At 61.1% G+C, this 25,293-nt stretch carries 27 protein-coding genes; 8 read left to right on the top strand and 19 right to left on the bottom strand.

What is annotated here, in order from left to right; translation table 11 throughout:
* Positions 1-143: 143 nt before the first annotated feature.
* The 6 genes from IMCC21224_RS04100 (at position 144) to IMCC21224_RS04080 (ending at position 5,475) form a co-directional block, all read left to right on the top strand.
* Positions 144-1,268 carry a DnaJ family molecular chaperone gene (locus tag IMCC21224_RS04100; RefSeq protein WP_082135129.1) on the top strand — a complete coding sequence of 375 codons (1,125 nt, stop codon included), beginning with the start codon at positions 144-146 and terminating at the stop codon, positions 1,266-1,268.
* A gap of 88 nt (positions 1,269-1,356) precedes the next feature.
* The gene (locus IMCC21224_RS26945) at positions 1,357-2,535 is read left to right on the top strand and encodes a GTPase (protein WP_156178113.1); all 1,179 of its coding nucleotides are present in this window, start codon (positions 1,357-1,359) and stop codon (positions 2,533-2,535) included.
* A 4-nt stretch (positions 2,536-2,539) separates the two neighbouring features.
* Complete coding sequence (locus tag IMCC21224_RS27665) at positions 2,540-4,195, top strand: hypothetical protein (RefSeq protein WP_231582013.1); 1,656 nt, start codon at positions 2,540-2,542, stop codon at positions 4,193-4,195.
* On the top strand, positions 4,192-4,623 hold the full coding sequence (locus tag IMCC21224_RS27660; RefSeq protein ID WP_156178109.1) for a hypothetical protein: 432 nt from the start codon (positions 4,192-4,194) through the stop codon (positions 4,621-4,623). The genes IMCC21224_RS27665 and IMCC21224_RS27660 overlap by 4 nt, the downstream gene beginning before the upstream one ends.
* 116 nt (positions 4,624-4,739) lie before the next feature.
* A complete protein-coding gene (locus tag IMCC21224_RS04085; RefSeq protein WP_047994261.1) occupies positions 4,740-4,958 on the top strand; it encodes a hypothetical protein in 219 nt (72 codons plus the stop codon).
* Positions 4,959-5,208: 250 nt separating this feature from the next.
* Positions 5,209-5,475: a hypothetical protein gene (locus tag IMCC21224_RS04080; protein ID WP_047994260.1), complete on the top strand. Its 267-nt coding sequence runs from the start codon at positions 5,209-5,211 to the stop codon at positions 5,473-5,475.
* A 380-nt stretch (positions 5,476-5,855) separates the two neighbouring features.
* Here the strand turns inward: IMCC21224_RS04080 and IMCC21224_RS04075 are convergent, their stop codons facing one another.
* From IMCC21224_RS04075 to IMCC21224_RS04015, 13 genes are all read right to left on the bottom strand, one after another.
* On the bottom strand, positions 5,856-6,113 hold the full coding sequence (locus IMCC21224_RS04075) for a hypothetical protein (RefSeq protein ID WP_047994259.1): 258 nt from the start codon (positions 6,111-6,113) through the stop codon (positions 5,856-5,858).
* Positions 6,110-6,784: a D-Ala-D-Ala carboxypeptidase family metallohydrolase gene (locus IMCC21224_RS04070; RefSeq protein ID WP_047996857.1), complete on the bottom strand. Its 675-nt coding sequence runs from the start codon at positions 6,782-6,784 to the stop codon at positions 6,110-6,112. Before IMCC21224_RS04070 ends, IMCC21224_RS04075 begins: the two co-directional genes overlap by 4 nt.
* Positions 6,785-6,856: 72 nt before the next feature.
* Entirely contained in the window at positions 6,857-7,147 is a 291-nt protein-coding gene (locus IMCC21224_RS04065; RefSeq protein WP_047994258.1) for a DUF6127 family protein, read from the bottom strand.
* Positions 7,148-7,166: 19 nt separating this feature from the next.
* On the bottom strand, positions 7,167-8,243 hold the full coding sequence (locus IMCC21224_RS04060; protein WP_047994257.1) for a DUF2793 domain-containing protein: 1,077 nt from the start codon (positions 8,241-8,243) through the stop codon (positions 7,167-7,169).
* A gap of 10 nt (positions 8,244-8,253) precedes the next feature.
* Entirely contained in the window at positions 8,254-12,222 is a 3,969-nt protein-coding gene (locus tag IMCC21224_RS04055; protein WP_047994256.1) for a glycoside hydrolase TIM-barrel-like domain-containing protein, read from the bottom strand.
* A gap of 9 nt (positions 12,223-12,231) precedes the next feature.
* Positions 12,232-12,666: an NlpC/P60 family protein gene (locus IMCC21224_RS04050; protein WP_047994255.1), complete on the bottom strand. Its 435-nt coding sequence runs from the start codon at positions 12,664-12,666 to the stop codon at positions 12,232-12,234.
* On the bottom strand, positions 12,663-13,547 hold the full coding sequence (locus IMCC21224_RS04045) for a DUF2163 domain-containing protein (protein ID WP_047994254.1): 885 nt from the start codon (positions 13,545-13,547) through the stop codon (positions 12,663-12,665). The genes IMCC21224_RS04050 and IMCC21224_RS04045 overlap by 4 nt, the downstream gene beginning before the upstream one ends.
* Entirely contained in the window at positions 13,544-14,170 is a 627-nt protein-coding gene (locus tag IMCC21224_RS04040; RefSeq protein WP_047994253.1) for a DUF2460 domain-containing protein, read from the bottom strand. The genes IMCC21224_RS04045 and IMCC21224_RS04040 overlap by 4 nt, the downstream gene beginning before the upstream one ends.
* Positions 14,170-16,587, bottom strand: a complete 2,418-nt coding sequence (locus IMCC21224_RS04035; protein ID WP_047994252.1) for a phage tail tape measure C-terminal domain-containing protein — start codon at positions 16,585-16,587, stop codon at positions 14,170-14,172. Before IMCC21224_RS04035 ends, IMCC21224_RS04040 begins: the two co-directional genes overlap by 1 nt.
* Positions 16,580-16,810 (bottom strand): hypothetical protein, encoded by a 231-nt coding sequence (locus IMCC21224_RS04030; RefSeq protein WP_047994251.1) that lies wholly within the window; start codon positions 16,808-16,810, stop codon positions 16,580-16,582. Before IMCC21224_RS04030 ends, IMCC21224_RS04035 begins: the two co-directional genes overlap by 8 nt.
* Positions 16,807-17,244 (bottom strand): hypothetical protein, encoded by a 438-nt coding sequence (locus IMCC21224_RS04025; RefSeq protein ID WP_047994250.1) that lies wholly within the window; start codon positions 17,242-17,244, stop codon positions 16,807-16,809. The genes IMCC21224_RS04030 and IMCC21224_RS04025 overlap by 4 nt, the downstream gene beginning before the upstream one ends.
* Positions 17,244-18,182 (bottom strand): phage tail tube protein, encoded by a 939-nt coding sequence (locus tag IMCC21224_RS04020; protein WP_047994249.1) that lies wholly within the window; start codon positions 18,180-18,182, stop codon positions 17,244-17,246. Before IMCC21224_RS04020 ends, IMCC21224_RS04025 begins: the two co-directional genes overlap by 1 nt.
* 24 nt (positions 18,183-18,206) lie before the next feature.
* Complete coding sequence (locus tag IMCC21224_RS04015) at positions 18,207-18,626, bottom strand: hypothetical protein (RefSeq protein WP_047994248.1); 420 nt, start codon at positions 18,624-18,626, stop codon at positions 18,207-18,209.
* Between the two features lie 87 nt (positions 18,627-18,713).
* On the opposite strand from IMCC21224_RS04015, the gene IMCC21224_RS04010 reads away from it, so the two are divergent.
* Entirely contained in the window at positions 18,714-19,460 is a 747-nt protein-coding gene (locus IMCC21224_RS04010) for a hypothetical protein (RefSeq protein WP_047994247.1), read from the top strand.
* Here IMCC21224_RS04010 and IMCC21224_RS04005 read toward each other — a convergent pair.
* Together IMCC21224_RS04005 and IMCC21224_RS04000 are read right to left on the bottom strand one after the other, a co-directional pair.
* Positions 19,455-20,084: a DUF6441 family protein gene (locus IMCC21224_RS04005; RefSeq protein WP_047994246.1), complete on the bottom strand. Its 630-nt coding sequence runs from the start codon at positions 20,082-20,084 to the stop codon at positions 19,455-19,457. The two genes, IMCC21224_RS04010 and IMCC21224_RS04005, sit on opposite strands and share 6 nt — an antisense overlap.
* Complete coding sequence (locus tag IMCC21224_RS04000) at positions 20,081-20,395, bottom strand: hypothetical protein (RefSeq protein WP_047994245.1); 315 nt, start codon at positions 20,393-20,395, stop codon at positions 20,081-20,083. Before IMCC21224_RS04000 ends, IMCC21224_RS04005 begins: the two co-directional genes overlap by 4 nt.
* Before the next feature lie 15 nt (positions 20,396-20,410).
* Here IMCC21224_RS04000 and IMCC21224_RS03995 point away from each other — a divergent pair, with 15 nt between their 5' ends.
* Positions 20,411-21,256, top strand: coding sequence for a hypothetical protein (locus IMCC21224_RS03995; RefSeq protein WP_047994244.1), 846 nt, complete (start codon positions 20,411-20,413; stop codon positions 21,254-21,256).
* 4 nt (positions 21,257-21,260) lie between these two features.
* On the opposite strand, the gene IMCC21224_RS03990 is transcribed toward IMCC21224_RS03995, so the two are convergent.
* The 4 genes from IMCC21224_RS03990 to IMCC21224_RS03975 are packed head-to-tail and all read right to left on the bottom strand — an operon-like array spanning position 21,261 to position 25,292.
* Positions 21,261-22,274 carry a major capsid protein gene (locus tag IMCC21224_RS03990; protein ID WP_047994243.1) on the bottom strand — a complete coding sequence of 338 codons (1,014 nt, stop codon included), beginning with the start codon at positions 22,272-22,274 and terminating at the stop codon, positions 21,261-21,263.
* A gap of 25 nt (positions 22,275-22,299) precedes the next feature.
* Complete coding sequence (locus tag IMCC21224_RS03985) at positions 22,300-22,677, bottom strand: head decoration protein (RefSeq protein ID WP_047994242.1); 378 nt, start codon at positions 22,675-22,677, stop codon at positions 22,300-22,302.
* A 4-nt stretch (positions 22,678-22,681) separates the two neighbouring features.
* The gene (locus IMCC21224_RS26370; protein ID WP_053078885.1) at positions 22,682-23,764 is read right to left on the bottom strand and encodes a head maturation protease, ClpP-related; all 1,083 of its coding nucleotides are present in this window, start codon (positions 23,762-23,764) and stop codon (positions 22,682-22,684) included.
* Between the two features lie 4 nt (positions 23,765-23,768).
* Positions 23,769-25,292, bottom strand: coding sequence for a phage portal protein (locus IMCC21224_RS03975; RefSeq protein WP_047994241.1), 1,524 nt, complete (start codon positions 25,290-25,292; stop codon positions 23,769-23,771).
* Position 25,293: the final 1 nt, after the last annotated feature.

Genomic DNA, 25,293 nt, shown 5'->3' with positions numbered 1-25,293 from the left:
CTTGGAGCGAACGCCGGAGAATCAAAGGTTCGGTTGGACCCAAAGTCACTTTCTCAAGAGGTCTCAAGCCAGGTTGGATTACAATGCGCTAAGATGAAAACAGACGCGCAATCCAGCTAGGTTTCAGAAGCAAGGTCAGGTTTATGGATCCCTTTTCCCTAGGATTACTCGGGTATGGCATTTACCAGGGTGCGAAATCACTTTTTTCCGAAGAATCCCCTTCTTCAGGTAGCTCCTCGTTCCCAGATCTCTTTCAAACACTGAATTATCGCCGAGGCGTGCCCTACGGTCGGTGCGATAGTTTCGTCTTGAGCGGTGTATTGGGAGGTTTTGAAGGAGACCTGTCCGAGTGTGTGGTGCAGATTCACCTTTTGGATCAAGATGGTGATTTCTTGAAGTCACGGGATGAATTGAACCGCGACAGCGATGGCGATTTTGTGGCCGTATCTGATCTTGTTCCTGCACAGGATGGAGCAAAGTTTGAAGCCTTGGTGTCAGCAGGCGCTTTCCAAACAGTTTCAAGATACAAACCCCTTATTGTCATGGTTACGGGAGCTGGGCCAACCGGAGTCTTTTCTCGTTCTAGGTTTGTCTTCGAAAATGGGAAGGATTTTTTGGGCGAGGGCAATGCCCCTTACATTCAAGCAATTGCTTACCACATCTTGCTCATCGCTCGCGCGGAACGTACGCTTCAAAAAAGCGACCTCAGGAATATGATCGAGAAAATTTCGAACTTCTTTTCCCTTAATTCCGAAGGGCAAAAGCAGTTTCGAGATATTCTAAAGGAACATTCGCGTATGCACCAAAGCGTGTCTGAAATGGGCGAGGTTCATGGCGCTATTTTTAACGCTTCGCGAGATCTCGACCGCAGGATCACTAATATGCTCTTTGCAATTATTCATGATGAAGTTGTAGATCGATCTGACTTCCATACTCAAACGCATGCTCACATTCTGCGCTGCATGGCTCAATTCTGCCCAGATACTGATTTGCAGCTTAGTCTGCGAAGGCTTGGCGCAGCGATAGAGCAAGACATCGGAGCTTCAGGTGAACAGCAAGCGCAAATAGATGAAGAACGAGCCAGACATTGTGAGATCCTTGGGGTGCCGATAGATGCCAGCCCAGAGCAAATCAAGCGCGCCTATCGTGAAGCGATGAAGGAGGTTCATCCAGACCTCATAAGGAATTTGCCGCCAAGGCAACGGAAGGTGCTCGAAAAGCATGCCCGGGAGATCAATGAAGCGAAAGAAGTACTTCTAAGCCAATGAACGGGCCGAACACTGCTCATCTTAGAAGATCGTCCATATTGTGATTTGGCAACATTGGCCAACCAACGTCGTAGAAGGATAGACACGAGTGTCACATCAATTTTGTCCATACTGTTTCGAGGCAACGAGCGATCATTCCGATATTTTCCTTTGTAAGAATAGAAAATGCAAAATTGCGTTAGATTCGCAAAAAAAGTATAATCCTGAAAATATCAAGGTTCTGCCCGCTTCTGGAATGACTGGAAACTGTTTCCAGAGAGGCGCTCTTTCGGAGCTTCTTGCGGCCATCGGGATCGCAAAGAAACAAGAAGGAAGCTGTCCTAGTTGCAATCAAGGCTCCCAACAAAAAATATGTAGGAACTGCAAGATGCCAATCCCGATATCACAAAGTGGGGATACATCCATAATTGTTTCAATTATTGGAACACCTGGCGCAGGAAAATCCACTTGGCTTGCTGCAGCGATACAAGAACTCTCCGCAAATATAGGTCCAGCCAACGGGTTCGACTTCCAGCCCGTTGGGGAGCTTACGCGTGCCCACTATAGAACAAACTACTATGACCCAATCTTTGTAAGAAATGAAAAAATTCCACCTAGTGACAGAAAAGGAATTGAGGAAATTCATAATCCACTAGTATATTCTTTCACTCATCAAGACACCGGAGAGAGCGCTACTTTTATCTTTCTCGACGTCGCTGGAGAAGATCTAAATGACGTTGAATACATGGCGCATAGCCTAAAGTACATTCACCGTTCCGACGTTATTTTGCACCTCATAGACCTTGCCGACATTGTAAACGAAGAGCCGCGGCCAATTGAGATCGATGTGGCGGGTCAAGCCCAAAGTGCAAGTACACAAATAACGCTCAACAGCATGAGCGCGAGCGATATACTCGCGCGAATTTATGAACTTCACACAACGCATGGCGTAGTAGCTGTTGGAGAAAAGGTGTCTGCCCCACTGGGAATCATTGCCGCAAAGTTAGACAGGCATGTAAATACAATCTCTAAATTGGATTTCTCAGAGGTATACTCAGACAAGAAGATACGCGAGAACGCCGATTTAATAAAAACGTTCCTTTTCGATAGCGGCGTGCGAGGCTACCTGCAGAGTGCAAAAAATAGGTTTGATGACAGTACCTGCTTCGGTGTGTCATCTCTTGGTCACAACCCTGAGATTGGCACTGAGAACATCCATCCCCTTGGAGTTACGGATCCCCTTGTATGGGCACTAAGTCGATTGAATCTGCTGCGCGGAGAGGAATAAAAAATTGGAATCGGCTTGGTCCCACTTTGTCTACACAAATGCCTTCTTCGGTCGACTTCGCTCTCGAGGATTTCAGATAATTGCATCTAGCCCTGGCGTTCCGGATCGCGTAGTGGATTCTATACTGTCTCAGTTGCCACCTGATCCAGATTTCAGAAGTAGCGGGTCTGCAGCGATATTTAGAGTTCTTCGTCCAATTCCGAAAACCACGGTATTTGTTCGTACCCAATTCAGCGGAGATGAGATAACTCGAAACTCAGAAGCTCCTCGTCCCAAAAACTACCTGTCACATTGCTTGGTTTGCCATCAGAAGTCTCCAACATGGCAAGAATACTTGGCTGTAACAAGGTTCTCATGGATTTCGTCAGCTACATTTTTCGAGGTTCCTGAAGCCAGCCGTTCTGAGATAGCGCTTCAGCCCCCCAACATCGATAATCTCTCAAAAAAATCACTCGATGAAGTATCTATTCAGCCAGACAAACGTCATTTGGGGGTACTGAGCCAACTCGTGCACCTCGATGAAAATGATTTGTGTCGACCGATTACTTGTGAATACTTATCTTCAGAGGAAGCATTTATTGTCTTCCTTGAGGCACTCGCACGGCTTTGCGAGACCAGTGCCAGTGCCGTGGTGCTACAAAGAGCTTCTGCACAAATCAAGTCGCACGTAGGTTTTGGCAACTCAGAGATGAAACACCCAAAATTGTTTCTTGACGGAAAGTTGATTCGCGAATCAGATTATGATCATAATTCGATAGCCGGTTCTCTGTCCATCCTGCATCCATTCGAACTTCACGAGATTTATGAGAGCATTAGCTTGAAGGTTGAGAAATCAAGTATAGGACAATCCATAGAGCAGCGAGCTGCAAACCTTCTTTCCCCATCCCCCATTTGGGATTCAGTTGGCATTGCAGTTGCGTGCGAATTTATCGCCAAGGGCGTCAATTGTGGTTCCCTAGGAAACCTCTTCCGGTCAAGACTAAACGATATTGGTTTCTTGAAGGCCTTAGAGACGGACGTTGTCGGTGGAGGTAATTTGGTCGAAAGTATTCTTCGTGGAATTGATTTTTATGATTTCTTCGGCATGACTTCGAAGACGGCTTCTGACTTTGATGCAGGTGAACTGCCCGGCCTTCACCTCGCGATGGCATTACTAGGAGTAAGTGGTGAGCGCTGCACCAAGGAAGCCCCAAGCCAACGCATTGAAGAGTCCTCTTCAATTTTGGAGGCTCTCCGCGGATCGCACAAGATCTTGGGTGAAATTAAAACTGTAATTATACTTCGGAAACTCAACCAGAACGAAAGAGTTTCCGACAAATTACTTTGGAGCGTTTTTGAGTTTTCAATCCAATTTTCTGACGGGTCGTCTTATCATGTTTACATACGAGATCTTGTTGAGGCTTTCCTGCGACAGAACGGAATTCAACGCTTTAGTGAGGTATTCAGCGATTGGGTGAGTAATATTTTGTTGCGACTTCATGGCGCCGACAATTTAGATCCCGTTAAGATTGGATGCGTTCTATCCGTGGTTGTCAACGGGATTGCGTCATCAAACGGAAAAAACCCTGAAGTAAGAACTTTCTCAAAGCGGCAACCGGAAGTTGGTTCGCGATTATTGAGGTGGTTTGGAGCATGGCCGCGTAACGGAGAAGGCGAATGAACAAAGAAGAAGCAAGATCGCCATTGAGAGCCGAAGGCGGCATGGCGAGGACAGTATCCCGTTTTTTTGTGTTGGCAATTGCGGTGCCGTTTTGGATTGTAATAGGCCTACCGATATGGCTTTCGATGATCTTCCGAATGGCGATCGTTTCGTCACTGAAGCTAATGGTTGAATCCATCAATGGGCGAGCTACAGATAATTCCTTGATTGCACTTGAGGATGCGGCACGGTGGTGGCCAAAGGGCCTTACGATCATTATATCCTCGGGGTCCTCCGCAAGTAGAACTGCTGAGGATGAAGCGCTAGCCCAAGATCCTCAGCGCTCAAAGCGAAAGTCAGCATGGAATGATCGGTCCCTCTTGTTTCGAGCGTTTCTGGAACTGTGCTGGGCCGCCAGCTTAGTTGGATTCATTTTGTTCTTGCTTTGATCTATGCCACATGAAGAGCATTTCGTTCTACACAGGTCTCAAAGCGTCTCAAGTTTCAGTCCGCTCTGAATGCCTTAGCTTTCAGGAAGCCCTACAACTTCCTCAAGGAGCGGGAAATGAAACTTATGATTGCAATTTTGATCGACATCCTCGACTTCACCGTTGGGCGCTTGTTGTTCGCAACGCCGTTCGCAGGCGAGATCATCGGCTTGATCCTCGGCTATATCATGTTTGGCCCACGTGCTTTCTGGTACGCTGTGGAGGCTATCGATGTAACCGAACAAGTCGACGGTTTCATACCAACAATGACCCTGATTGCCCTTGCGTCAGACTGAACCGACTGCAGCCGAAGAAAATTCATAGATCACACGGCGTCGGATAAGTTTCCGGCGCCGTTTCTGTCTTGGGTGTTCATGAAGCCCATGCCTTTCGATCGCAGACCCTGAAGACCCTATGGACAAGGCAAACTTCTGTCGTCGCGCAACGTTTATCAACATTACAGCCAAGCAGGCATATTAAGAAATTGGTGGCCCGGACGAAACCCAAGCTACCGCCTTGCGTCCACATCGAAACCGGAGGTGCCTCATGCCGACAATTAGCTTCTTGAACCGTCTCATCTCTCGTGAAGGTCATTGCGTGCAAAAGCTCAAAGCCAAGGACTCAACGGGTCAATGGGCCTACTACTTCGTGCATGTGCCACCCAACAAGGAGAAGGCTTTCATGACTGCAATATGCGGAGAAGGCACAATCGACTTTGAGGACTTCGGGACTGTCATCGCTTCCAACTATGGCGAAGGGCCCACAGCCGAGACTTGCGCCCTTCTGAAACATCGCTTTGGCTTCAACGTCTGAAGTATTGCGAGCTTTGTTGATAGTGTGGGCTACTGGAACTTTCAGCTCCAAGGGGGCGTGTGATCGGCCGCGAAGCACCCATCCTGCGCGCGGAAATACCCTTGGACCTCAACCGTATCGCCCGTCGTCAGCGGCACCAACGCCTGCAGTCAGAGCGCTTTCGCTTCGGATACATGCGCGCCACTGATTTCGCCCTAGGACCCTCGGATTTCGGTCGCTCCGTTCAGCATACCCGCGCATGATCTCGCATGACCGCATAGTCGCTCATCATCTCCACAACCGCCGATCCGTCCGGAAGCAACGCCAGTTCTTGCGCCACCCGCGCCTTAAACTCCCCGCTGTATGTCACGACCGGCGGGCATGCTGCCACGCCGTCATGATCAAAACTCGCCGTCGCGCAGCCGGTCAACCAGCTCGTCACGATTGTGAGGACGACGAGCGGCCGCCTCCAGCATCCGGCGTTGGATTTCATTGATTTTCTCCCTGATTTCGAGACGTTCAGCAATCCGGCCGACGCGTTCGCCGGAGCGGCGGATCGACAGCAGGAACAGGACGATGGCGACGGCAATCGCACCATAGCGCAGTGCGGCCCTCGCCCATGTGCTGGCTGCGATCCCGCCGAGAATGGTGGTGATCATCGCTGCCCTCGCTTCCAATCATCAAGGCGGGCGTAGATCGTGACAGCAATGCCAACGAGCGCCACCGCGATGAACACCCAGCGAAGCGTGTCGAGATATGGCACCAGCGGCAGGATGGCGGACTGGGTCTCGGACAGGACGCTCTGTGCGACTTCGACCCCCGCCGCGCCCAGCGTCGCCACCCCGGCCGCTCCGCCACCTTTCATTATGCGGCTTTCAGCCAGAACCTCGCGCGCGGGCTGGCTTTCCTCGGCGAAATCGGTCGCCTGGATGGGGAACCGCTCACCCCACTGCCGCGCCGGGCCAAGATCGACATGCATGAACCCGGAGCGCGGATAGAAGCCGAACCCAAGGAACCCAGCCTCCCGTGCCGCCGCCTCGAAGGCCACCGGATCATGGTTCGACATGGCAATGTCGAAAGCAGCGCCGCTTATGTGCTTGGAACGCGTTGCGCCGCCAACGGCGCGGTTGTGCTCCGGGCTGCGATAAGCGGAGCGGACGATGAGCGGCTTGCCCAGCCGGTCGCGCAGCGCCTGCAGCTTGTCGAGCGCGGGCTCGTTGATCAGCAGCTTGCCGGTGCCACGACAGGCAATTTCGGCGGGGGAGAAGTTGGGCCAGTGCCAGGCGCTTTCTGGCACGTCGCGCCAATGGTCGTAAAAGGTCGTGGTCATGGTGTCCTCCAGAAACGAAAAACCCGCCACATGTGCGGGTCGGTTGGGCTAACGGATTGGGATGCGGCGGAGCTATGGGGCCCCGCCGAAGATCTTGAGCTTGATCGCGATACCCGCCAGCAGCGCCAACATCACACCGGTGGTGATCATGCGGACAGCGGTCTGCATTGCTGTGCGGCGCACCAGCCGGATGCAATCCAGCAGGGATCGCAGGTCACAAATATCGAGCGCCGCTTCTTCACCATCGAGGCCGACATCGGCGAGCGCGCGCTTGGCACCTTTCTCGGCAGCGCGTGCCAGTATGGCCTCGAACTCGGCGTCCGGCATGCGCACGAAACCCTGATCGGATCGGGGTGGTGTCATGGTTCAATCCTCCCGCTTATCAGCCGACCTTGCAGCCCCAGAAGGACGTGTGATCGGCGGCGAAATAGCCGTCCGCGACCCGGAAATACCCCTGCAGTTCAACGGTGTCGCCTGCAGTCAGCGGCACCATGGTTTGCAGCCAGATCGCGGTGGCCAGCGAAACATGGGTGGCAGAGATTTCGCCGAAGGAGCCCCGGATTTCTGTCGCACCGTTCAGCACCAGCCGCCCGCGCATGCGGGCCGTGGCGCTGGCGTTGATCTTGTAAAGCAGCGTCGCGCCGAAGAGGTAGGTACCGTCGACGGGCGCCACGAAGTGGTTGTTCGCCACGTCGAAGGCCCCCTGGTCATTGTAGTCGGTGTTGTTCAGGCCGATCTTCGTCCAGGTCCCGACGCCCACATAGTTGTCGTAGTTGGTCCAGGCTTTGAAGCGGGGCAGCTGCGGCTGGTCGATGATGCCATTGGCGTTGTCGACGCTCAGACCGTCGAAGAAGGTGCTGCCATCGGCCGAGACCGCGACCCGGAACCTGTCGGACCCGAACAGTCCCACCAGTGCCTTTGTCACGAAGTTGGTCTGCAAAGTCAGACCGAGGTCGTCGCCCGCAGCCTCCTTGTTCATGGTGTAGAAAAGATCGCCGGTCCCGCCTTCTGCCACAGTCTTCGCGGTCCAGAGCGCAGCGTTCAGCTTGGCCGAAAACGGATTGGCGGCGTCAGCGGTGGTGCCCAACCCCAGAAGCGACAGGTTTTGCAGCGTCGCAGGCGTCGTGCCAATCCACCCCGCGCCGTCGTAGACCAGCAGCAGCGCCTCGTCCTCGACCCATGCGCGCCAGCCGATGCGTGGCGGCAGGCGAAGCCAAGCCCCGTCGGTGAATAGTGCCACGTTCGCGTCCCACCCCGTCCAGTGACTGGTCCCGCCGCTCGCCACGATATGGCGGTCGCCATCGGCAGGGCTGCCGGGCGGCGCGGTCAGGTCGCGGTCGAGAACGGAGAGCTGCACGAGCCCGTCGAGGAGCCGCAATGACTCGTTGTGGGTGACATGCTTCTGGGCCTGCGCCGCCAGAATGTAGGGGAGCAGCAGTTTGGTCGTGGCATCGGACATGAGATGGCCTTCAGAATGTGAGCGTGACGGTTTTGGCCGCACCCCGCCCGATCAGGGCGGAGAGCTGGGAGATGCGAACTGTCAGCGTGTCGCCGGGCTCGAACGGCGCGCCCCAATCGGTGGTTTGCTGGGCGGCCGTGTAGATCGCGCTTGTTGTGGGCGCACTCAGCACCCGCTTCACCGTGCTGCCATCGAGGATCTCGACCTCGTAGGCTTCCAGTTCCTCGGTTAGAGGCACCTCAACTGCGCCCCAGCTGTCGGCAGAAAGCGCTCGGGACCGGCGCGTCCAGCGGATGGTCAGATCGCCGGGCGTGCGGGGGCGACGCCACGGCTGCTGGACATGGGCGACGGAGAACGGCCGCAGACCCACGCCAACCGGTGTGAAGGAGGCGGCGACATAGGTCTCGTCGCTGACAGACCGGCTTGCGGGACCGATGCGCCAGTTCCAGGGAAGCCCGAGATCGGCCTCGGCGATTGGTAGAGATGCCAGAGCCTCGTCGAGAACTATGACCCGTGCGCATGCAGGAGCCGGATTGGCCATAGCCGCTTCCGTGCCGCGCTGTCCTCGCAGGAGCCGCGTCAGCCTATAACGGTCCGGCGCGATCAACTCGGCTGCGCTCGCCTGCACGATTTCCAAAGTACCGGGCGTGCTTTCCACGGCTAATGCATTGGCCCCGCCGAACAGCGTCACGTCAGTGACGCTTTCCAGCGTACCGGAGAGCAGATCAATCACCAGCGCATTACCGAGATCGAAGCGCGAGGTCGGGCCTGCGAAGAAATCCGAGACCAGCGTCCCGATCCGGGCACGGCCACCAAATGTCGTCAGCAACTCGAACCCGTCCGTCGACGGGCTGCGGTAGACCGCCATCTCGCCGGGCCATGGTATGGCATGGGCGGCGATCAGCGGCCGATGCGCAGGCTGATCCTCAGTCAACTGAGGCAGGTCCAGCTGCACGACCTCGGGTGCGCCGAACACTACGGCCTTCGAGAGTGAGGACGGTCTTGGCGATCCGGGCGGAAGGTCGTGGGCTTCCCGATCCTGACGGACGGCCTCGATGCCGCGTGCCTCGACATCCGCGATGGAGACCAACCGAAGCGGGATGTGCCGCTGGTCATGTTCCAGCGTAACAACGTCCGCCGGATCAAGCGCCAGCCGCGACGGTGGCAGACGAAACGCGGCCGTCTCTCGCCCAGTCCAGGCTTCCATTAGTGCCCGGCGGCAGCGACGTTCGGCTTCCTCTGGCGGGACTGCCATTGGAAAACTTTCCGAGGCAATCCGGGTTGTGTCCACGGTGATGCGTCGCGCCTCGACGAGGGCCGCGTCGTAATCCTCGTCGGCCCGCGCCACCTGCCATTTCAGAGCCTGCGGCAGTTCGGTCTCCTGCGCGCGGGTCAGTTCGATCACATCGCCTTCGCGGGCGGCCACCAGATCGTCATGGGTTACGTTTGCCACGGAGGCGCGCCCCCGCATGACAAACCGGATCACGCCCTCGGTTTCGACAGCGTCGAAGCCGAAATGGCGCGACAGCGTGGTGATCGAGGCGCGCGGGCTTTCAAGCGCGCCAATCGCGTAGCCTTCGACTGCGCCCCACAGGCCGGTGACGTCGGTCCGGGTCTCCGGCAATCCGGCCCGCAGGCAGAGATGCCGGACGAGCGCGGCCAATGAGACCGCCCCGAGCCGTCCGGTCAGCCAGTGACCGAGCCGCCAGTTCGCGCCGTCTGTCCAGACATCGGTCAGCGCCGGAAAGAACGGATAGGGCCGCGCGTCCCACGTCCAGGCGGCGCATTCCGGAACGTGGACCATGCGGTCACCGTAGACCGAAGACACAGGGTTGTTCGTCGGAGTGCCCCACCAGAGATAAGTCGCTTCGAGATAGGCGCGCTGGATCGCATCGTCCCGCCAGCCCCGCGAGAAATGCGGCGTGAAACTCTCGGACGACTTCGGGTCGAAGAATACATTCGGCTGGTTGGTGCCGCGATCAATGGCCGGGCAGCCAAGTTCGGTGAACCAGACAGGCTTGGACTGCGGCACCCATGCCGTCGGCGTTCCGCTTTCCAGCCCACCCTGGCGGTCGTAATGCGGGTTCGACCACCAGGCGCGCAAGTCCTTGTAGCGGAAGACCCATGGCTTGGTCGCCGCGCCATCGGTGATCGGCGTGCGCACCTGCACCGAACGATCGACGGCGCTGGCATAGAACCAGTCGAAGCCTTCGCCGCCCGCAATGTTCGCCTGCAAATAGGCCCGGTCATAGATCGCGGGCCAGCCCTCCTGCGCGTCGGCGTGCTCGAACCCGTCACGCCAGTCCGAGAGCGGCATGTAGTTGTCGATCCCGATGAAATCGATCTCCGGATCGGCCCAGAGCGGATCGAGATGGAAGAACACATCGCCGCTGCCATCGCCCGGCTGGTGCCCGAAATACTCCGACCAATCGGCCGCATAGCCGAGGCTCACACCAGACCCGAGGATCGAGCGGACATCCGCGAGAAGATCCCGATAGGCCTGCACCGCCGGATAGGAGGATGCGTTCGCGCGGATCGTCGTCAGCCCCGGCATCTCGGTTCCGATCAGGAACGCATCGACCCCGCCTGCCGCCGCACAGAGATGGGCGTAGTGCAACACCATGCGGCGAAGGCCCCAGTCACCCGACGACCCGGTCCACGAAACCGATTGACCTGAGATGTTGAAGCTCGCGGGCGTCGCCGCGCCGAACAGTGCGGACACTTGCGTGGCGGCCGTACCGATCTTGTCTACGCTCCCGACATATCCCGCCGCAGGCGAACAGGTGATCCTCCCCCGCCAAGGAAAGGCGGGCTGGCCCGTCTCAGCGGCGTTGTCGGAATACGGGTTCGGCAGCGTGTTGCCGGGCGGGACATCCATCAGGATGAAGGGATAGAAGGTGACGCGCAACCCACGCGCCTTCATCTCCTGGATCGCCTGCACCACCGCGAAGTCCGACGGCGTGCCGCCATAGACGGGGCGATCCTGATCGTCGCGGCTGACGAGGAAGGCGCTGGCGCGGCTGACGCCATTGACCGACCAGGTGGCGGGCGTGGTCGACTTGGCCGACACCTCGACGCCCGGCCGCACCTTGCACGATCCCGCGCGCAGGTCGTCACCGAACCACGCCACCACGAGGCTGACGCTCTCGACCGCAGGCGCCATGGCCTGCAGCCGGTTGAGCGCCTCCACCATGTCAGTGGAGTCGGCCAGCGCGTTCAGGTTCTCCGCCTGCGTCGCGCCACCGTCGGTCTTGCGGATCGCCTGCGTCGCATAGGTGAACTCGCCCGAGGCCGGGATCATGGTGACGGCGCGGGTTAGCCCCTCGGCGGTGTCGGGATCGGCCAGCGGGCGGAACACTTCGAACGAGAGCTGCGGGATGCGGTTGCCGTAATTGCCGAGCGGCAAGTCCTCGAAAACGACATATGCCGTGCCGCGATAGGCTGGCGTATTGGCCGCGCCCATCTTCGCGGACATAAACGGATCGGTCGTCTGGCTCTCGTCGCCCGGATACCAGCGCCATGTGATCCCGGCGGTGTCCAGCAGCTTGCCATCGGCCCAGATGCGACCAATGCCGGTGATCGGTCCTTCGCAGAGCGCGACCGCGAAGCTCGCATAGTAGAAATACTCGGTCGTCTTGACCTTGCCGCCACCCCCACCGCCCTTGCCGCCGCCTTGCGTGGTGGTCTTTGTCTCCTCGCGGAAATCCGTCGCCCAGACGATGTTACCGCCGATCCGCATGCGGCCATAGAGGCGTGGGATCACCGCACCTTCCGTGGCCGAGGTGATGCGCAGATTGTCCATCCGCGCGCCTTCGATCCGCTGGGTCGGCGCGAGCGCCGAGATGATCCAGCTGTCAACGACCGAGCCGATGGTGGAGCCGATGAAACCGCCGATGGTGGCTGCACTGACGCCGAGGATAGCGCCACCAATGCTGCCGCCAGTGGCAGCACCAGCGGCACCGAGAACGAGGGTAGCCATGGGATAATCTCAGCGTTGCGGAAACATAAAGGCGAAGGCGATGCGCCGCCGCCAGGACGGGGTGAGCGGCTCCTCGATCACGCCGAGCCGCTCGTAGGCGTGGAGGAAGGCATCAGGCCCGGTGAGGATCCCGACATGCTTGGCAATGGCGCGGGGCAACATGCGGAACAGGACCAGCGCGCCCGGAACGACGTCAGCAGGTGCGATCTCCGGCATCATGCGCCGAGCGCCATCCGCAAGAACCTCACGCGGCCCGGTCTCACCCCAGTCGCGGCTGTAGTGCGGGATCGGGAACGGCTCTGGCCCGACGACTTCGCGCCAGACGCCCCTGGCGAGCCCGAGGCAGTCGCAGCCAACGCCGCGCAGGCTCGCCTGGTCGTGGTATGGCGTGCCGAGCCAAGACCGGGCAATGGCGATGACACGTGCTGGATCAGCGGAGGTCAAAGCACGGACCCCTCATGCCCACCATCCTTGGTGGCGTAGCGCAGCACCGCATCTTGGCCGGGGATGTGCGGGAAGCCCCGGAAATTGGCGGTATTGGCGAACTTGGCGCTGCAGGTCTCGATACGCTTGTCGCAGCCTGCGCGAATGGTGAAAGCATCACCGCCCGCGATAGATCTCACTGGTGCTTCGAGCAGCGTCAGCACTGCGATTCCGTCAGTCAGGTCATGTGCGATGATCTCTGCCTGCCTCCCCACCTTTGCGCCACCGGTCCATTCGACCGTGCCGAAGGTGAACCAGCCGGAGGTAAAACTGCCGAGCCCCGATGCGGTGAAAGCCCGATCCCGCAGCACATCGAGTACCGTGCCGTTGCCTTTGAAAGCAGGATCCTCCAGATCAACGCCACAGCGCGCATCTCCAAGGGCTGCGTCGCAGGTCGCCTGAAAGGTCCGACCGACCGTTTGGCCAAGCACATGAGCCAGCGAGCGCACCTCCGCTACGAATGCCAGTCGTCCGCGCCGGATCTGGCCGATAGCGCCCCGACGCATCAGCACGCGCTGGCCGGTGTCCGCCCAGTTCACACGCCAGACCTCGACCTCCGCGTTGTCCCAGCGGCCGTCGAGGATATCGGTCTCAGTGATCCGGTCCGAGGTCAGCACGCCCTCTGCGTCCTGTGCATCGACCGACAGGTCGGAGCCAGAGCGGACCTCTGACGCCGTCAACCCGCTTTCCGGCTCGAAATCGGTGCCGTCGAAGCTGAGCGTCCGGTCGTGGTCGGTGAAGCCGAAACTCGCGCCATCGGCGCGGAGGATGCGCCAGCACCACGCTAGCGTTGTTGTCCCGTCGTCCAGATGCGCTTGCAGATCGGGGGTGATGCTTTTCATCGGCGGAGTTCCAGAAGTGGGATTGAGGTGATCGAGCCCAGTCGCTCAATGTCGTGCGTCACATCGAGCGCGTCGCTATCAAAGCGGACCGGCACGTCGAATTCGAAGCCCGCCGTGATCGCGACGCCAGCGCCGGGCGCGGAGCTAAAGGTGACGAGGCCAGCGGTCGTATCGACCGACCAGCCGGAGGGCTGCTCCACCCCACCGAGCGCGATGCGCACGGTTCCCGCCACCGGCTTGGCGATTGCGCGCGACCACGATTGCGCGCCGGATGCGTAGCGCTTGGCCAGCTGGAAGGCGGTCGCCGTGCCGTCGCCGGTGCCGATCGCCTGATCGGTCGGCGATGGCGCGCCCGAGGGCAGGCAGGACTTGTGATCGCCCCAGTCCTTGAACCGGAATCCATGCAGGCGGCCGTTGCGCGCCTCGAAGAAGGCGACGACCGCCGCGAGATCGTCGGCGCGGCGGATGCCATAGGCGACGTCGTAGCGCCGACGGGAGTTCGCCCAGCTGGCGTTGCGTTCCTCGTCGCCCGAGGCGAGCTCGACGATCTGGGTCCGCCGCTCGGGCCCGCCGCGCGCGCCCCGGCTGATATTGTCGGGGAACCGGACTTCGTGAAACGCCATCACATGCCCCTTCGCCCGAGCGACACCGCGCGAGCGATGTCGGCCGCGACCTGCGTGCGGGATTGCCGGAAGCTCTCGGCGTCACGCGCCATGATGGTGACATTGACGCCGCCGCCTGCGGAGTAACCCTGCGCCTCCCGCCGCGACAGCACGCGCTCGCCGCGTTGCAAGATGGCCGGGACTTCATCGTGGCGCAGACCGGCAACGCCGCCGGAATGCATGCGAGGGGCGGCCGCGAACGCCATCGCCGGGACCATCCGGCCTGGCGCGGAGGCACCAACCATGCCGCCTGCATGCAAGATGTTCGCGAAAATCCCGCCCGCTCCCCCAAGCGCGCCAGAGAGCGCGTTGGCGATCGGCCCCAGGATGAACCGTCGCGCTGCCAGTTTGGCAAGATCGGCCAGCAGCGAGGTGACCAGATCGCGGAAATCCAGCTTGCCGGTCTTCACGAACGTAGCCACGGCGTTCTCAGCCGACTGGAACGCGCTGACGAGGCTCTGACCGATGTCCCCGCCAATTTCGCGCGCCTTGCTGGCATAGTCGCTGAGCGCTGCGGTGACCGCCTGCCAGCCGGAAACTGCAACGTCGGTGTCGGGTTCGGCAGCGGCCGCTGCAGCGCCGACCGCTGCGCCCGCACCGGCAGCGGCGCGTCCGGCATCACCAAGGGCTGTCTCAAAGCGGTCAGCTGCGTTGGTCGCCTCGGTGAGCGCGTCCGCGCCACCTTCATCGCTGCCCCGCACCGCATCGCGCAACGCCTGCCAACTGGCGAGCGGCGCGCGCGCGCCCTCGGCCAGATCGCGCGCGGCACCACGATAGGTATTTGCGGTGGCAAGTGCAGAACTGGCCGCTTGACTGAGCCCAAGATCGGGTGCCGTGAGCGGGTTGGTCTCGAAAGCACGGCCAAACGCGGATTGTGCGGCGGTGGTCGCGGCTGTCGCAGCACCCTCAAAGCGGTTCTCGATCTGACCCAGCTCAAGATCAGGGATGATCGAGATGCGCCGTTCGGAGCCGAGCGCCTCTAGCCCCTGGTTGATCCCGCCGATGAACGTGTTGATCCGCGAGACGACGCCGTTCAGCATCGCCTCGACGCCGTCGATCAGGCTGTTCGCCGCCTGAAACGCCAGATCACCGATGGCGGCTGGCAGCATGCCCCAGATCGCCTTGATCGCCTCATAGGCCCCCTCAAACGTGTTCGCGGATGTGTTGCCAAAAGCCACGACACTCTCGATGGCGCTCTGCATTCCGGAGGCGGCATCGGCCTTCAGATCGAAGAACATCGCCGTGGCCGCAGCGCCCGCCGCTGCTGACCCCATCTTGATGCGGTCCCAGACCTCGACGGCGAGGTCCTTCAGGAGCGACATTGCTTCGCCGAAGCCGCCCGCACCCGACACAAGCCGGGTGAACTGGTAGACAAGTTCGCCCGCGCCAACGATCAACGCCCCGATGCCGGTGCGGATCAGCGCGCCGCGCAACAGGACCAGCGCCGTGGCGAGCCCACGGACCGACAGCGCTGCAACCGCCATCCCGGCGACCCAACGCCCTGCAAGAAAAGCCACAAAAGTGGCGGCATAGGTGGTCAGACGGCCGATATTGTCGAAGAGGCCCCGGATCGCGATACCGAGCGGCCCGGTGCGGCTTGCTACGGCCGCCATCGCGTTGGCGACCGCTTCCAGCGCAGGGGCCGCAGCGACGGCCAGTTGGTTCGACAGGCCACGCCAGATCAGGCCAAGCCGCGAGATTGCATCGTTCGTCCGCTCGATCTGGTCGGCGTCCTGCTCCGAGACGACAACGCCGAAAGCGAGGACGTCCTCCGTCGCCTGGCGCAGCGTCGCGGTGTCGATACGCGACATGGCGATGGAGCCTTCCTCACCGAAAAGCTGGCCCGCGACGGCGGCGCGTTCGGCGGCGGGCACGAAGCTTTCGATGGAGGCGTTGATCGCCCCCACTCGCTGATCCAGAGGCAGGGAAATCAGGTCGGCAGCCGATAGCCCCAGCCGCTCCAGCGCATCGGCAGCGGGTCCGGTCCCGGCGGCGGCCTGGCTGAGGCGGCGAGTCAGATCCTTCGTCGCCTGCTCGATGCCCGACATGGAAACACCGGCCAGCTCACCCGCACGTTCGAGGGTCTGGATCGAGGCGACCGTCGTGCCAAGCGACTGCGCGAGCTTGGCCTGCGCGTCGACGGTTTGAAGCCCCGAGCGGACCATGGCCACGCCAGCGGCGGCGGCGGCGGCCACGGCGGCAGCGGCAGCCACTCCGACACGGCGGGAAAACGCCGCAAGCCGGGTGTTGGCCGCCTCCATCTCCCGGCTGAGCCGCCCGAACCCGCGCGCCCCGGCTTCACCGACACCTTCCAGCTCGGCGCGCACCTGTCGGCCGCCGACTGCGGCAAGTCGGACAGAAACGCGCTTTTCAGCCATTGGAATGATCCATCTGTTCGTTGAGTTTGGTGACCATCACCGCCTCGACGGCGGGCAGAAGTTCGGCCATCGCCAGAGGCGGGATGCCAAGCGCGTCACCGAGGGCGAGCGCGGCCGACATGTCCCAGCCGATCACCGCGCCAGGCAGCACGCGGAGCTGGCCGCCAAGACGGCCAACGAGGTCCCAGACCTGCCAGCCCTCAAATGTGATGGGTTGGTTCATCCGCGCCGGGCAGGTTTCGCACGTCGCTTCGCACGCGTCGCAGTATCGCTCGCCCCCGCCGAAGGACCATTCGGCGAGGGCGCGGAGACGTTTTTTTCCTGGTCCAGCAGCAGGCCTTTGGAAACGTAGGTCAGCTGGAAGGCCTCGAATATCGGCCAGATGTCTAGCAGCGCGTCGACGGCCTCGGGACTGGGGTCGATGGCATTGCCATCTGCGTCGCCGATGCCCTCCCAAGTGAGAACTGCCCGGCGCGCGAGCGCCTTGGCAAAGGCAACAGCGCGTTCCTCGTCGGAAGCATCCTCAGGAACCGCCTCGACGGCCGGATCGCTCCGCGTCGCAACCATCAGGGCCGTGGTCAGAGGGCGCAGCTCCGCCCGCACACCTGGCACGAGATCATGCCAGCGCGGCGTGTTCGTCAGATCGAGCGTCAGCATCAATATACCTCAATGTCGTTGATCAGAGTGGCGGTGCACATCCGGCCGATCGTGCTGTCGCGCGCAGCCTGCCAGTCGAAGGTGGCCTGCACGCCCTGCGGCCCGGAAATCTCAATGCGCGGGCGCGGCAGGTAGACGGCATGCACGGTGAAGGTGAAGCTCTCGCCAGAGGGCAGCACATACGCAAACTCGAGCTCGCAGGGATCGCCGTTGATCGCCTGTGTCACCAGCGTCTGATCGGCGAAGCGCACCTCTATGGAGCCGGTCAGAGCCGCAATGGACGGGTCCGCGCCGTCGATGCGGCCGTCCGAGCGGATGGTTTCGATCCGGTCGAGATTGTTGGCGTAGGTGATGTCGGCTGAAACGACATTGCCGAGAGCGGTGCCATTGCGGGTGATCGCGCCGTTGAAATGGCCGAAGCGCTGCAATTCGAGAGCGGCAGGCGTGCCTGCATTCGTCGTCGTACCCACCGTCTCGCCCTGCGCCACCAGCCGCGCCGTCGCGGTCAGCAAGCCAGATCGCTGCATCTGCCAGTTGATCTGATCGAGCACGCAGCCGGAATACATGGCAAAGCGTGGTACCTCGGGCATGCCGGTCTCGATGGACATGCTGGGCAGCGTCCATGACCCCGACTGGAATTCATGCGTCCAGGGGCCGGTTCCGGTCGTGGTTGGGTCACCAAATGCCGCCTTCAGCCAGAACCCAAAGGCTTCTGCGTCGAGCGGCACGACCACATCGCCATCGGCCGTCACCGCATCCTTGATCGGCGCTAGCGGATCACGCCCGTAGCCTAGCAGTTCTGAGTTCAGCAGCGGCTGCTCTGCGCCGAGCGAGGTGCTGGCGAAGGGCATCTTCGTGAAACCGCCCACGGGCGGCATTCCATAGGTCGTCTCGAACGCAAGCGCCATCTGCGCCCGCGCCCCTTGGGCTCGTCCCATCGTGTTCTCCTTGGATTGTCGGGGTCAGGCCAGCGGGTCGGCCGTCGAATAGTGCAGTACCACCGGCACGACGGCCGCCTTCAGGCTCGCCGCGCCCTCGACCGGCAGATCGACTGGCCGGGGCGCTTCGGCCTCGATCCAGTCGCAGAGGCCGCCCAACGTGCGGTCGGCGGCGATGGCCATGCCGATGCTGTTGGTCAGGGTGTCGAAGGTTGCGTCACGGTCGACGCCCTGCACGACCGCTTCGATCTCAGCGCGGTGTTGGTAGTGGTAGCGCAGCGGCGACAGCGTGACCTCGGGCTCACCGGGTTCACCATCCCGCAGGATTAGCAGGCCCTCGGCCGGGACGCGTTCGGGGAGCACGTCGCCGCGCAAAGCGGTTGCGGGCAGCGCCGAGAGGCGCGCGTGCAGCGCAGTGACGATGGTTTCGCGGGATGTAGGCACCCTGAATTCCTTCTCTGCGCCACCTTTGGCTTGCCGTTTGGAGCAATTAAACGGAAGGTGCCGTTCACTTCAAACACTGGATTCCTGATGGCTAAGAACCTCCAAATCGATGAACGGGTTTTTGTGCCCGTATCGAAGATAAAAGCGAATTTGCAGTCGCCATCGTCCTTCGTAGAGAAGCGAGTATTGGCAGTGGAAGGCCGGAGTGTTCGGGTCGATGTCGGCAATGCAGAAACCGAGTTGGTTGCTAGCAGCCTGTGCCATCGCAATATTGGCGTTCTGATGCTGAGCATCGGAGACTTGGAGACGGAAACCACGCTTCTCGATCCGCTGGGGAAATCGGTACTCCAGTTTTGCAGACTGCTCGTCTCAGATGACTTTATTCATGCTTACAAAGTGCGATCCTTGCAAGAAATCGAAGTCTTGTGGGGCCGATCCCATGCAGCCTATTCTCATGTGATCCTGATTGGCCACGGAAGTGATGCAAGCATCAAATTCGCGAATGGTGATTGGATCGATACAGATGCCTTCATGAACGCCTTTGATGTTGCGGGAGTTTCAGCAAAGACCTTCATCAGTCTGTGCTGCGAGACTGGCTACAAGGCATTTGGCGGAGCTGCGTCATCTCACACTTCATGCGAACGGTTTATCGGCCCGTTTCACAGCGTGCACGGCGCGATTGCTTCTCAGTTCGTACAGACTTTTCTTGTCTACCATCTGCTCGAAGGTGAAACCGCGTCGGTCGCGTTTAAGCATGCGCGTGCGAGCGTACCTGGCAGTACGAGCTTTCGTCTCTGGAAGGATAAAAAGTTGGTTGCCGGACCTAAATCATAACCGTCCCGCCACCCAGTTCGCTACGATCAGCCCCGGCGCACCGTCCACTGCACGCTCCGCATCGCGTGCCAAGTTCAACCGCTTCGGCAATTTCACCTGCGGCACCAGAAGGAAGATCGGCGCGGTAACCTTGCCGCGCCCGGTCTTCGCGCGAGACACGACCGCCTGACCCTTGGTATTCAGTCGCCCCTCTGCCACCAGCAGGCTCGGGCCTATGCGGCGATAGACAAAGCGCAGCCGCAGACCGCGCCGTCGTTCCCATTCGGCCGGGGTGATCCGACCACCACGTGTTGATTTTCCAGCAGCGGGCAGCGGGATTGCCAGCCAAAAGCCGTCCTTTGAGCGGATCAGTGGGCCGGTATCGTGGGCGCCCACAATGACCGGGGCCTTGGACCAGACCAGCGCTGCTGCATCCAGGCTCTCGCCCGACCGCGGGAAGTTCTGGTTGCGGATCGTGTTGGCAAGCCGCCGTCCGAGCCCCGCACCGGTGATCTGCGTGCGCCAGGCAGTTTTGAGCCCGGTCCCGGCCTCGCGCATGGCTGCGGTCACCGCGCGTTCGCCCGCAGCCACTTCCGCTGCCATCATCGCGACGATGTCCGGATCGATGTCGAGCTTCAGCTTCACGCGGGCCTGAGGTCCACGGTCCAGACCAGCCGCTCGCGGTCACGCACGGGTTCGCCCTGAATGAGGAAGGCTTCGCCGTCCATTTCCAAACGGTCGCCCGGCCGCGGGGCCGGAACCTCAACGACGCGCAGGTCGATCCGGGTCGTTTCCGACCAAAGCCGTGCGTCGCCGAAGTCGCTGATCGCATCCGCCTGCCGGGAGACGATGCGCACCAGCAAAGGCGCGCCGCCGTCAGAGGTGTAGACCGCCTCTCGCCCGATGTTCGGATCCGTGAACAGTATTTCCATTGCGGATACAAATGCACTGGCCATGACTATAATGTCCTTATGAAACAGAATTTATCTTCAAACAGTCCAGTTCGAAGCCGGGCGCTCGTTGCCCTAAGGACAGCATTTGCGCACCAAAGGCCCGACATCCTGATCGACGACAAAGGCTATGCCTCCGATTTTCGCGATACGCTTCTGCCGCTTGTCGCGACCGAGAATTTCGAGGTCGACCTGCAGGCCGGGGATGGCAACGAACTGCAAACCAAGTTCCGCGCCGCGCATTCATCCTCGGGGTTAGCGGTCAATTGTTTTGCACCGTTTCGGACCCGGATTGTCGATCTGGCTCTGCCGAGCTGCGGCCCCTTCGCGGCGCTGCAGTTCGAGCGCAAGTGCCCGACCGGCCTTCGTGGCGGCCGCGCCCCCAACCTCGATGTCGTTCTGTCGGGTCCGAAAGGTGTTGTCGGAGTCGAGTCCAAGCTGAGCGAGTATCTCGCAAGGCACCGAGCCTCATTCTCCCCCGCCTATGCCGAACAGATCCGCGATGAGCGGCGCGAACAAGGATATTTCCGTGAGATGCTGCGCCTGACCGACGCACCTAACAGCTACGTCTGGCTGGATGCTGCGCAACTGATCAAGCATTCGTTTGGGCTGGCCCGCACCTTTCGGGATCAGCCTGTGACCCTGCTTTACCTCTATTGGGAGCCCGCAAACCCGGATGCCAGTCCTGAGTTTAGGGCCCACAGGCAAGAGATAGCCGCCTTCGCAGAACGTGTGGCCGGATCGACGCCAAGGTTTCGGGCCATGAGTTATCCTGAACTGTGGCGTGCTTGGGATGATGCCGGGCCAGCAGAGTGGTTGGCGCGGCATCTCAAGGCATTGCGGGCCCGATACGAGATTACCCTCTGATCCCTCACGTCCGCCGCGCCGAGCGCAACACCTGCGGTCGAGTGCAGATCGGCAGCGGGTTGCTCTCGATTTCGAGCCGCACCCATTCGTCACGGTCCCTATCAGGGATCGTGCGCGCGTAAAGCGGCAGGCCCAGAGTATTGACCGTCTCGAACGTATCCGCCGGGGCATGGTAAATCTCGAACAACCCCTCGACGCCTTCGGGGTAGAAGAAGGCCTTGTCGGTCGGCACACCGAAGCCCGCCCCACCTCGGTAGCGACGGAAGGTAATGCCGCCAAAGCTGACCTCGTCGGCAACCCGGCCGCGCAGATCGGCAGCGGCGGCTGTGTTGAGATAGGTCTCGCGCACTTCCTTGTGGGCGATAAGATCGGCGAAGAAGGCCGACCCGCATTCGGCACGAACCTGCACGGCCCCGGCGGCGAGCCCGCCCATGCTGTCTTCGACGCTTTCGATCAGCGCCTGGCAGCGCTTGCGCAGCGCGCCAGAGCCCGGGGTCGCATTGTCCAGATCGAAGTCGATCTCGGTGGCGGGCGTGATACCGAACTCGGTGAAGTAATTGATCACCGTGGCGCTATCCTTGGGGTCTTTCACGATCCCCTGAATGCCGTTCAGCAGGTGATATTCGAATGTCGCTTCGGCATCCTGGCGCAGACGGCCAAGCTTTCGGGCGACCTCGCTTTGCACCTGCTGGGTGGCGCTTTCCGAGCCGAAGTCACGAATGCCCTGAATTTCCGAAGCCCAGAGTACGTCCTGTTTCTTGAACTGGCGGCACACAAAGGCGCGCATGTCGCGACGCTCGGGAACCTGTTGCTCGGCCGCCGAGCCGCGTTCGGAGAACGGGATCAGCGACAGCGTGCCGTCCCGGCTCTCGATCACGACGGTGCGCGAGCGCACGCCGCGCGGCGAGAACAGGCTGGCACCCGATAGGATCGCGGGCTTGAAGGGGATGTTTTCCAGCGCGCGGGTAAGCTCGATGATGGTGAAGGCATCGCCTTCGAAGATATCCATGGTGGTCATGGGAATGCCTCCTTTGAGGGTTTGATCAGCGGACGAGGATGCCGACCGCCAGCAGCGCGGCATGGGCGACGGTGATCTCGCCCTCGCTGGGGGTGCCCGCAAAAACGAGATCGTGGCGATTGACGACGGCGGGGCCACGGACCAGCGCGACGGCTGGCACGTCGCCGCCCGCAGCGTCGGCCTTACCCCAGAGCACCGCCACGGCGGTTTCGGTACCGTCAACGGCGGCGGGATCATGGGCAGCGTATTTGCCAGACGCGGTGATCTTGCCCAGCACGGTGCCCGGATCGAGCGTGGCAAACGCTGTTCCTGTGGCGAAGGTGACGGTTTCGCGGGTGTAGTCGCGGAAGGCTTCCCAGACGAGGAATCCTCCGGGATGCGTAGTCTCGGTGAGCGTGGTCACGGAATTATCCTTTCAGCTTGAAGGTGCGGGCGACGATCTCGCCCCATGGGCGGGCCGTCGTGGTCCGGCCGGGTTGCGGGTGATGGGCGACGATCTCGGGTTCGGCCTCGGCTTTTGCCGCCAGAAGGGCCATGCGGACGTCGTCAAGGCTGGCGTCCTGTTTGAGGAAGCGCCCGGCCATCTGCAGCTGGCCTGCAAGGCGGCAAAGATCGACGATAGCGCGGGCATGGGTGATCGCCTCGGCGCGGATTGCGGCGGGATCGGGCGGTGCGCCATCCGGAGCCGAAGCGCGGAGCATATCGTCGGCCTCAACTTGCCCCCCGGGCTCGACGAGCGCATCGTCGCTGCCCGTCTCGCCGGTGCTGTCGGCAAGTTCGACATCGTCGTCCTGGATGCGGTCGGGCTCTCGGCGAGCGTCCGTGCCCGTCTCTGGGTCTCCTTCGATCGGAATGCCTTCCGTCTGGGTCGGAACACCCTCCTGGTCTGTGCCATCCACGGCCTCGACGAGGTCGGGCGGCGCGTTGCGGAACCGGCCGATGTCGAAGCGCGCGGCCATCCTCACAGGGTCCGCCTGCCGGTCCGCGAAGCCCGCCGCCACCGCATCACCCGCGTCGAACCAGGTCTCAGCCGCCATCAGCGCTTTAATCTCGTCGTTGGACTTGCCGGATTTGGCGGCATATCCCCGAACGAGGCTGCCCGCGATCTTGTCCAGCGCCTCGGCCATGGCGCGCATGTCGCCCGCCGTGCCCATTGCCAACCCCGACGGGTCGTGGATCATCAGGAACGCGTTTTCCGGCATGACGATCTCGTCACCCGCCATCGCGACATAGGACGCGGCCGAGGCGGCAATACCGTCGATCCAGACCGTGACCGTGCCCGCGTGCCGCTTCAGCGCATTGTAAATCGCCACCGCATCGAAGACTGACCCACCAGGGCTGTTCAGCCGCAGATCGACCGGCGTCCCGTCGGGCAGTGCACCGAGTTCGGCAAGGAACCCCTTCGCCGAGACCCCATAGGCACCGATCTCGTCATAGATCGCCACTTCCGCACCCGTTCCCCGGGCGCGGATCGCATACCAGCTTGTCATATTGTCACTCCTGTTCGGTGGCGGGATCGGTGGAGGCGGATCCGTCGCCTGTGTCTTCGCCTGTGCCATCTCCAGGATCAGGCCGCGCGGCGGGCGTTGCTCGCGCGCCCTGTGTTTCGCCGGGGCTCGCGCGGTAGCTCAGCCCCAGATCGGCAACGCGTTTGGCATCTGCCGCATTTTCGCGGTCCACTTCCTCGACGTCATAGCCGGTGGCCTCGACCACCTTCCGGCGCGAGGTGATGCCCGCTTCCATGGCCAGCACTTGCGCCTGGATGTCCTTCAGCGGGTCGACCCAATCCCAGCGTGGCGGGATCCATTGCACCGGCCGCGCGACGGCGGGATTGCCGATATCCAGCGCCCCCGACAACACAGCCGTCTCAAGCCAGCGCCGCCAGATCGGCCGACACAGCTGGTGCGCCATCACCCCATGCTGAAGCTGGCCGATGCGTCGCCGGAACTCGACCAGCTCGGCCCGCAAGCTTGAATAGTTCGCCTGCCGCACATCGCCGGTGACCAGATGATAGGGAAGCCCCAGCGAGGCCGAGACCGACAAGAGCGTCCGATATTGAAACGCCTCATAGCCGCCACCAACGTCCGCAGGGCTCGAGAACTTCACATCCTCGCCCGGCAGCAGCACTTGCATCGTGCCAGGTTCGAGGCTCGCAATGGCGGTGCCATCGAGATCGGCCTCGGCCTCACCCATCATCGGGTCTTCAGGCGCGGTCTTGGTGATGAACCCAGCGAACATCGCCGCCGTCTTCTTCCGGTCCAGTTCGGCGTCGTCGTACTGGTCCAGCAGAAACAGCCGCACCATGGCTGGAGCCACATGAGGCAAGCCCCGTATCTGGCCTGCATCAATTGGGCGGTAGATGTGCAGAACGTCGTCGGCTGGCACGCGCACCGTCTCGGGGATCACAGCCCCTTGGTCGGTGCTGTCTCCCGGATGGCGACGCCGGAAGTGATAGGCCACGCGCCGTCCGATGCCGTCAAATTCAATCCCGCAACGGATGCGATTGCCGTTTCCCGACGTTTCCGTCTTCTCGAAGGGCAGCATTTCCGACTGCAGGAGCTGCAGTTGCAGCGGCACCAGCAGACCATCCTCTGACCGGCGGGGCCGCAGACGCACGAAGCATTCGCCCGCAACAAACATTTCCCGCGCCACCATGGCCTGCAGGCCGTAGAAATCGGTCAACCCGTCGGCATCCGCCTCGTCGGTCCATGCGAGCCAGAGCTGCTGAACGCTGTCACGCAACGTCGCATCTGCGATCAGCGACGAGGGCTTGATCCCGTCGCCGATCATGTTCGAAGCAAACGCCTCGCAGGCATTGGCGGCATAGCCGTTGGTGACGACCAGTTCCCGCGACCGCGCCAAGAGACGAGGCCCACCCGAGGCTACCAGCGAATTGATGTTTTCAAGCGGCGGTTGCCAACCCCGCAAGCGCCGCTTGGCCATCGCGCCTTCCAGGCGAGCGGACACAATGGCGGCACCGCCGGGGACCCGGCGGCGAAAGCGATCGAACAGGCCCATG

This window comes from Puniceibacterium sp. IMCC21224 (assembly GCF_001038505.1).
In the GTDB taxonomy this organism is placed as follows: domain Bacteria; phylum Pseudomonadota; class Alphaproteobacteria; order Rhodobacterales; family Rhodobacteraceae; genus Puniceibacterium.
This window is presented reverse-complemented; position numbering and strand designations above follow the sequence as displayed.

Excerpts from the sequence above, each read along its gene's own strand:
- IMCC21224_RS04040 (WP_047994253.1), bottom strand. The coding sequence starts at position 14,170 with ATGGCGTTTCACGAAGTCCGGTTCCCCGACAATATCAGCCGGGGCGCG.
- IMCC21224_RS04100 (WP_082135129.1), top strand. The coding sequence starts at position 144 with ATGGATCCCTTTTCCCTAGGATTACTCGGGTATGGCATTTACCAGGGT.
- IMCC21224_RS03995 (WP_047994244.1), top strand. The coding sequence starts at position 20,411 with ATGAAACAGAATTTATCTTCAAACAGTCCAGTTCGAAGCCGGGCGCTC.
- IMCC21224_RS03990 (WP_047994243.1), bottom strand. The coding sequence starts at position 22,274 with ATGACCACCATGGATATCTTCGAAGGCGATGCCTTCACCATCATCGAG.
- IMCC21224_RS03975 (WP_047994241.1), bottom strand. The coding sequence starts at position 25,292 with ATGGGCCTGTTCGATCGCTTTCGCCGCCGGGTCCCCGGCGGTGCCGCC.
- IMCC21224_RS04035 (WP_047994252.1), bottom strand. The coding sequence starts at position 16,587 with ATGGCTGAAAAGCGCGTTTCTGTCCGACTTGCCGCAGTCGGCGGCCGA.
- IMCC21224_RS04060 (WP_047994257.1), bottom strand. The coding sequence starts at position 8,243 with ATGTCCGATGCCACGACCAAACTGCTGCTCCCCTACATTCTGGCGGCG.
- IMCC21224_RS04030 (WP_047994251.1), bottom strand. The coding sequence starts at position 16,810 with ATGAACCAACCCATCACATTTGAGGGCTGGCAGGTCTGGGACCTCGTT.
- IMCC21224_RS04020 (WP_047994249.1), bottom strand. The coding sequence starts at position 18,182 with ATGGGACGAGCCCAAGGGGCGCGGGCGCAGATGGCGCTTGCGTTCGAG.
- IMCC21224_RS04085 (WP_047994261.1), top strand. The coding sequence starts at position 4,740 with ATGAAACTTATGATTGCAATTTTGATCGACATCCTCGACTTCACCGTT.
- IMCC21224_RS04045 (WP_047994254.1), bottom strand. The coding sequence starts at position 13,547 with ATGAAAAGCATCACCCCCGATCTGCAAGCGCATCTGGACGACGGGACA.
- IMCC21224_RS04025 (WP_047994250.1), bottom strand. The coding sequence starts at position 17,244 with ATGCTGACGCTCGATCTGACGAACACGCCGCGCTGGCATGATCTCGTG.
- IMCC21224_RS04065 (WP_047994258.1), bottom strand. The coding sequence starts at position 7,147 with ATGACACCACCCCGATCCGATCAGGGTTTCGTGCGCATGCCGGACGCC.
- IMCC21224_RS04010 (WP_047994247.1), top strand. The coding sequence starts at position 18,714 with ATGGCTAAGAACCTCCAAATCGATGAACGGGTTTTTGTGCCCGTATCG.
- IMCC21224_RS04070 (WP_047996857.1), bottom strand. The coding sequence starts at position 6,784 with ATGACCACGACCTTTTACGACCATTGGCGCGACGTGCCAGAAAGCGCC.
- IMCC21224_RS04055 (WP_047994256.1), bottom strand. The coding sequence starts at position 12,222 with ATGGCTACCCTCGTTCTCGGTGCCGCTGGTGCTGCCACTGGCGGCAGC.
- IMCC21224_RS27660 (WP_156178109.1), top strand. The coding sequence starts at position 4,192 with ATGAACAAAGAAGAAGCAAGATCGCCATTGAGAGCCGAAGGCGGCATG.
- IMCC21224_RS04075 (WP_047994259.1), bottom strand. The coding sequence starts at position 6,113 with ATGATCACCACCATTCTCGGCGGGATCGCAGCCAGCACATGGGCGAGG.
- IMCC21224_RS04000 (WP_047994245.1), bottom strand. The coding sequence starts at position 20,395 with ATGGCCAGTGCATTTGTATCCGCAATGGAAATACTGTTCACGGATCCG.
- IMCC21224_RS26370 (WP_053078885.1), bottom strand. The coding sequence starts at position 23,764 with ATGACAAGCTGGTATGCGATCCGCGCCCGGGGAACGGGTGCGGAAGTG.
- IMCC21224_RS04080 (WP_047994260.1), top strand. The coding sequence starts at position 5,209 with ATGCCGACAATTAGCTTCTTGAACCGTCTCATCTCTCGTGAAGGTCAT.